Genomic DNA, 6,976 nt, shown 5'->3' with positions numbered 1-6,976 from the left:
TTCCACCCATCTTTTCGAGCTTCTTGCATGCTATCACCCCATTGTGGTTTTTAATAGCCATTCTTTCCTGTTCTCCTATATTTATGCGGTTTTTCACTTACATACTTATATATGTAATAAAAAACTCCCCAATTCAGATTAAGCTACCATTGATTATTCCACTCTAAATGCGTACTCGAAATATGTTTCCGAATCGTTAGAAATTTGTTTGGTACTGATAAATAAAAAAAGGAGCTGCAATAAAGCGAGCTCCTCCACTATCGTGCCCGTTAGCTTAACTTCCTCAGCCAAGACTTAAGCCTTAATCAAAAGAAACAATTTTCCACCCATTTTTCATCTTAAAATAAGCTATTGAATAACCCAAATCCTTTGTTTCCGTTTCAAATTCAGCGCTTGCCATAACCTCCTTATACTTTGCAACACCGAAATCGTTTACGAAAGAATCTTCAAACGTCAAACTCTTTAATTTAATGGTTGTATTCTCTGCATGGAACCACAAATAAAGTGCTCCATTGCCTGGCTGTACTGTTTTTAATGGAGGATAGATTGTTTCATTCAATTTCAAAAAGTTTCGATTGTTTGCATATCTGCAATAGTCAAGTGTTACTTGCACCAAATCTTTAACTTCGGCATTTGAAAGTTTACTTTCTGAAGAGTTAAAGTCAACTTTGTCTCCTTCCACTGAACCAGGATTCTTAGCTCCCATTACTACATTTGACGTAAAGCAGCTTAGTAATATTAAGAAAATCATACATCTCCACCACATGAGTGAACCTCCATTGCTTTTTGGATAATATACCCATATGGTGCTATTGCTATTCTGCCGTTAGCGCAAAGAAGGCAGCCGAACCTACTAGCCCAGCTGCCTTCATGTCTTTATTAAGCTATCGTATCCGTTACTTCAATGGCACTATAATAATTCCTTTTCTCTAAGTAGCTTTTTTAAAACTTCGCTTGAAGCAAAAGTGGCAACTGGCCCATAGAACGTTTGATAAGTAAGCACGTCACCTTGTTGTGAGTATTTTGCGAAAGCCAAGTTCTCATATTCATCAGTTTTAAAGACTAATTCCCATCCCCCCTTACTGTAAGGGATAAATTCACCTTTTTTAGCTTCCACTAACCAATACTGATTTGTTGCCAGCTTATATTTTAAATCCTTCATAAGCTCCGTTATGATTTTGCGATCTTCCGTCAAAAGGACTTCTTTTGTTTCAGTTTTTATGTACACTTGCTTTACCTTCTGAAAATCTTGATCTTGCCAAGCACGTTGTCGTTCAAACAATACCCTTCTTACATCATCATCAACATAGTTCCAAATGGAAAATGAAATAATACCGAGTCCTAACAATAAAAACGTAATAACAGCCTTTTTTACCATAGGAACACTTCCATTCAGAGTTTTTTAAGGAAAATTCACCCAAAATAACACCAGTTACTTCAATGAAAATAGAGAGCTGCTGCCGCGGCGGTCTGCTCCCTGATCTGGTTGAACTATCGTACCCGTTAGCCGTCCATGCATCTCTTATGTCGCACCACAGAGAATGAAAGTTAATCCGTTCTTTCATGGTAGTTGAATGAGAAGTAGTCTCTGCTGCGTAATCCACTTTTTGCTATCGTTTCCGAGGGAGTTCAAGAAGAAAAGTTTATTTCCAAAAAATAAAAGATGATACGAACCATAAAAGTCCCATACCAAAATCAAAATAATATCTCCATTTGTTTTCTCTTTTTAAATATCTTTCGATTCCGTCTAAAATTGAGCTTACCCCTAATAACATAAATAATAATCTCATAAAAAAGAAATCAAAATCATTGACTATCCCTATTACAAATATGAACACAATTACTATCATCAATAAAATTCTTATGATTATAAATGGCTTTGTACTTTCCCTTTTTTCAAAAAACAATCCCATTACAAAACACCACCTAATTTTTAAAAATCCTTTTTAATCATTAAATTTTACAAATCAGCCTTTTCTTATTCAATTATTCTGCCAATATTGAACAGGCTGCCAATGTTATCTCAGCCTGTTGTCATTGCATTATCGTACCCGTTAGTTTAGCGACGCCTTCATTAAATCAGTCGAAGTCGAAGTATAACCGATGTCAGTTTCATAAATTCTTAAAAATACAAACCTCAACCATCCTCCTTCAGGATTTTCAGTATCGACCGTATCTGGAAATTCACTTGAATTCGTACAGTCTCTCAACATTACAACACGATAATTATTATGACGAGCACCTATGCAGGTATGGAATAGACATGATTTTATACTGAATCCTGCTGCAATTATAGTATCTATATTCCATGTTTTCAGATAATAATCGAGCACAGTACCGTTGAATCCATCTTTATGTGATTTTGGGATAACTGCCTCATTTTCGAGCGGTTGTATTAGCTGATTGAATTTAGGGATTAAAGGTTTCCAACTATTTTTAAGATAGTCTAATCCATGAATTTTCGTTGTTACATCATTCGATCCTCCTACCCCATGAATGGCATTAAATAAATAAACAATTTTCATTCCCGATTCTCTAGCTATTTTAAGCGCTGAATGGATCTGGTTCTCTACAATTTGATTATCTGCTGATGATTTATCACAATCAACTAGAAGAAAAGCTGTTGTTTCTGGAACAATTCTAATATTTAATTCTGGATCGGCATTGTATTTTCTTACGGATAATTCTAATTCTGTAGGAGTGTTTTCCATCCTAAATCTCCGCCTTTTTTATCCATATTATAACATTTAGTCGACCTATATGATTGCTTCCGAGGTTTATTGTACCCGTTAGCAATAAATCACCTCGATGTTAGAGCGGATTATAGTCCCCACTGAAATAATATTGATAATTATTGTCGATACGGATATAGCCTAGAATACAACGCCTTCTATCCCTGTGAAAAATACTAGAGTAATTTTTATTATCCCTGTTGCCCTCTGCTACCAAAATTTCTTTCTCGTTGACAGCAAGAACAATCCCAATATGATCATGTGGGTGATCAGATAGAAGCTTATCATAAATGACGATGTCACCGCGCTGAGGTGTAAACCCATCCTGCTCGTCATGATGGAAGAACCCAGTTTCGGGTAACTGAGCCCATTCCAACCATGCACCAACGCCGGCTAGCCTATGGCTCCCATTCGGATACCGTATCGGCAAAAGAAACCCGGCTTGTCTGCAACTGTGGTACACGAACACAGCACACCAACTATTCTTTAGCACTTTATATATACTCGCATCCGGCCAATATCTGCATATTTCCCGATAGCGTTCATCTCCTGGTACGCCGATTATGTCTTGCCCCGCAAGCATTTCTGCGATATCAGCCAGCTTAAGGCGTTTGTCCTCGTTGAGCTGAGGTTTCGTTTCCTTCTCTTTGTGGAATAGCTCTTCTATAAATTCGCACTGAATTTCCAGTTCACCTAGCACATTTCTTAGCCGGTTTACATCCATTCGAGGTAACCTGTGGACTGTACTTTGAAAATATAACTGAAGTATAACTGCATCCTTAACGATCTCTTCATAGGGATCATGGCTTCGCCTGCTATCATCCTGGTAGAATATAGACCGGAGAACAGTGATCTGTTCTTCTTCGGTAAACATGCCAATATCCCGTATTATAACTCTCACTGTCTCAGCACTATTAGGACCAGGAAACTCAGCGATTCCAGTTTTAAAAACATAATAATCATGAAGCAGTCCAGCAATCGCAGCAAGTTCTGGACTTTGTCCTCGCTTCATGGCGAGCATTGAAGCAAATGTCGATACCCCATACAAGTAAACCGTTGCTTCATGCCTGTTAACTATACTTTCAATAGAAAATAACATTTCATCAACAAGTATAATAATACTTTCAAGTCGCTTATTTTTCTTCCGCTCACCGATCAAACGATAGCCTCCTTATCTTCTATGAACGATTATACATCGATGATTCGTTGCATTTTTCCTTTATAGGAAGTTAGTCAAACCTACCCTTTATTGAGTATAGAATCCCTTTAGTTCAATTCTAAGAACGTAGAAATTGACACAGATGGTTTCTTCTTCCACGTGGTTCATACTCTAAAAAGTGCATTGGTATAGGGGTTCACACCTTTTAACGATCCCTCGAAAGATTGAAATATAATATAAGCAGCAAATCAGAGTCGCAATACGGTTATTGACTCGTTGTTGAAGATTTCACCGTTGTCACGGAAGCCGAAGTTTTCATAAAGCTTTTTGGCAGCGACGTTATCGGGTTTATAAGGGATCCAGCAGTAATGTGCTGGCCCTGCCGGAAAGGTGCGGATAAATTCCAAGATTTTTTTCATCGCTTCCCGACCATAACCCCTGTTCTGGTATTGCTTGTCAATCATCAGTCGCATGATGCAATAGTTGTCATCTGCGATTGACGGTTCTTCGTATCCGGTGATTCCATAAGCCAACATAACAAAACCGACCGGCTGCTCATCCGCGTAAATGGCAAATGGAAATGGATGTCCCCCATTGGTTGCAAGGATATAACACGAAGCCACGCTTGACAGATTGGACGCAACGAAGCGGCGTTGGTCTTCTGATACTTCCAAGTTAAATATGGCACGTCGGTTTTCCAGTGTGATTTTTCTGAGCGTAATCATGCAAGGCTTCTCCCTTCATTATCTTGTTACAATATGGCTCCATGTTTAATCTCCCTTATCGTTTTCGCGCCGCGGTCGCTTAATTAACATACAATTTATGCGAAAAAAGTAATAGACTTATGTTGAATTTTTTTATAGACTATTATGTATCTATGGCTTTTTTAGGGATGATCCTTTTTTGGCATTATTGGTTAACCGGTACATAATTGTGCCGGTTTTATTTTTCGTTAACGTAAACTGCCCGTGAACGTAACGAAGGGCTACCTAGCGGCAGCCCTTTCAGATTTCAACTATCGTACCCATTAGCTTAATCGACAAGCCACCATCTGGAGAAGCATCCTATAATTCTAAAGGTGAGGAAGGAGCCTAAAATGACGGGACCTGTTTACTCGTTTACTTCTTCATTAAGGGATATTTTTACATTTTTGATAAATCCGTTTCGCTTTAAGGTCTTTTGAATGGTTTTAACCGCTGCGTCCTGGTCAATAACATCGCAAAAAATGATGGCCTCACCATTGCCAATTTCACCGCCGGTACAATCGCCATTGTTCGTACGTCGCAGCTTCTCGCCCAGCAGATCCTCGATCTGATACCTTCTCTCTAGATCTTCCTCGGTGCCAAACCCACCGATCGCCAAATCATACCTGATTATAATTGTATGATACTGATCATGTTCAAATTGTTCGAACCCGTCGGATAGAAGCTGCTTTTCTACATTTTTTACAGCAGCTTGATCGGTGAATTCATCAAATATTTTAAATTGGGTGTACTTTGGCTTTTCGCCCACATCCCCCTCTTCGATATGAAGTATCCTGTCACTGGCTGATACGTGTACAAAATACGGCGGTTTTCCTTGCTCCTTCTTGATCATCATGACCTCATGTCGATCCGACGCAGCTAGGGGTTTATCCAAAAAATTGCGAAGCGGCATTCCATCGGGATTGACTCTTGCATCCCACATGCTACCCTCAAATAACATGTCCTCGAAATATTGGTTTAACTCTCCACCGTTGAATCGGTAATTCGCTATCTGTTCAAATCCTCCGGTACTTGTGGTCCAGGTTCGCAAATTTGGTATTTTGTTATCTCCAGCAAGAAACTGCTCCTCAATGGTTGACGTTCGGACGAAGGTCCCGTCGTAACGGAGAACTACCGGTCCCCTTTCACCAGAAATCACGTAATCAGGAAGAACGATCAACGATGCCGGAATTTCTTCGTTTTCAATTATTGTCCAGTAACCATCCTCGATATCACCACCCACAAGATTGGCAATTGCTAGGATGGGCTTCTTTACAATTTCGTTTAGCGGCGGTTCTTCAAACGATGCGAAATCATATAAGACGTACAATAAATCTCTATATCCATCAGGACTTGGAGCAACGATTTGTCCAAAGCAGTTTAATCCGTTCTCGAGCTTAAAGGTGAATACGTCGCCGACATTCGGTTTGATTCTCTTCTTCCGGATCATTTATTAACCTCACCACAACATTTCATTTACACGTATTGTAACCCTTTAAATTATTACGCTAAACTCCCGTTACTTTAACGGCCAAGAGCAGGTCGCCGCGGCGCCTGCTCCATTGATAATGATTTCGCTATCGTACCCGTTAGCTCAATGACATACCCTCGTGTGGCGGTCTGCTCATGCGGTCCTGCTTCTCCTTTATCGGAATCGTTATAATGCTCTTTGGGGCCACCTCACGAAACGGAAAAATCGTACGCTAAGTAATTCGTTACATTTGATTACCCTTTGCATACGCTATCTAGGGGCTACAAAGAACGGGAACAGTCAAAGGAATAGCGTTAGTGGGGTAGTTGGTGCTAGTCGGCCGGCTACCCTCCTTTTTTTTGGCAAGAAGATATTTAACTATGTAAACTATGTCAGGCTTCAGTATAAATCTTATTATTGACGGCAAGTTAGTCCAGGGACATAGTTTCACGGGCTACCGCCCCCCACCACTTATATAGATCCTATGTATTCTGTTGTCTTTATGTCAGGTAGGTAGGTATTTAATGATATTAATATAAGGTACCGCCCGGTCAGACACTTATATATTCGTAATTGGTACTCATTTTGTCATACGTTAGGAGAAAAAAATGCAAAAATATTGAACCGTGACATAGATAACGTCGCGTGAACATGTTCGTGAGCAATTCCGCAACTTAACCACTAACCATGAACAATACCTACTCCGGTACTATAAAAAATTGGTGCTTTTTGGATTAAAATATTCAATCCATAATGATGAAGGGTTGCAACCACACAAAATCAATTATTTGGAGGGTTTTATGATGAAAACATGGAAAGGTTTATTGTTAACATTTATGCTTGCCGCTTTTACCCTGCTCGCTGCTGTTCC

Annotated in this window: 6 protein-coding genes; all 6 read right to left on the bottom strand. The window is 39.4% G+C overall.

What is annotated here, in order from left to right; translation table 11 throughout:
* Positions 1 to 301 precede the first annotated feature (301 nt).
* A complete protein-coding gene (locus DFP97_RS29745) occupies positions 302 to 766 on the bottom strand; it encodes a hypothetical protein (RefSeq protein ID WP_114384279.1) in 465 nt (154 codons plus the stop codon).
* Positions 767 to 910: 144 nt separating this feature from the next.
* Positions 911 to 1,378, bottom strand: a complete 468-nt coding sequence (locus tag DFP97_RS29740; RefSeq protein WP_114384278.1) for a hypothetical protein — start codon at positions 1,376 to 1,378, stop codon at positions 911 to 913.
* 676 nt (positions 1,379 to 2,054) lie between these two features.
* Entirely contained in the window at positions 2,055 to 2,711 is a 657-nt protein-coding gene (locus tag DFP97_RS29730) for an isochorismatase family protein (protein WP_114384276.1), read from the bottom strand.
* A 100-nt stretch (positions 2,712 to 2,811) separates the two neighbouring features.
* Positions 2,812 to 3,891, bottom strand: coding sequence for a CHAP domain-containing protein (locus tag DFP97_RS29725; RefSeq protein ID WP_245976648.1), 1,080 nt, complete (start codon positions 3,889 to 3,891; stop codon positions 2,812 to 2,814).
* 248 nt (positions 3,892 to 4,139) lie between these two features.
* Entirely contained in the window at positions 4,140 to 4,616 is a 477-nt protein-coding gene (locus DFP97_RS29720) for a GNAT family N-acetyltransferase (protein ID WP_114384275.1), read from the bottom strand.
* Positions 4,617 to 5,001: 385 nt separating this feature from the next.
* Entirely contained in the window at positions 5,002 to 6,084 is a 1,083-nt protein-coding gene (locus tag DFP97_RS29715) for an Imm26 family immunity protein (RefSeq protein WP_114384274.1), read from the bottom strand.
* Between the last annotated feature and the right edge of the window lie 892 nt (positions 6,085 to 6,976).

Source organism: Paenibacillus prosopidis, from assembly GCF_003337375.1.
Taxonomy (GTDB): Bacteria; Bacillota; Bacilli; order Paenibacillales; family Paenibacillaceae; genus Pristimantibacillus; species Pristimantibacillus prosopidis.
This window is presented reverse-complemented; position numbering and strand designations above follow the sequence as displayed.

Coding starts and splice junctions, on each gene's coding strand:
- DFP97_RS29745 (WP_114384279.1), bottom strand. CDS start 766: ATGTGGTGGAGATGTATGATTTTCTTAATATTACTAAGCTGCTTTACG.
- DFP97_RS29740 (WP_114384278.1), bottom strand. CDS start 1,378: ATGGTAAAAAAGGCTGTTATTACGTTTTTATTGTTAGGACTCGGTATT.
- DFP97_RS29730 (WP_114384276.1), bottom strand. CDS start 2,711: ATGGAAAACACTCCTACAGAATTAGAATTATCCGTAAGAAAATACAAT.
- DFP97_RS29720 (WP_114384275.1), bottom strand. CDS start 4,616: ATGATTACGCTCAGAAAAATCACACTGGAAAACCGACGTGCCATATTT.
- DFP97_RS29715 (WP_114384274.1), bottom strand. CDS start 6,084: ATGATCCGGAAGAAGAGAATCAAACCGAATGTCGGCGACGTATTCACC.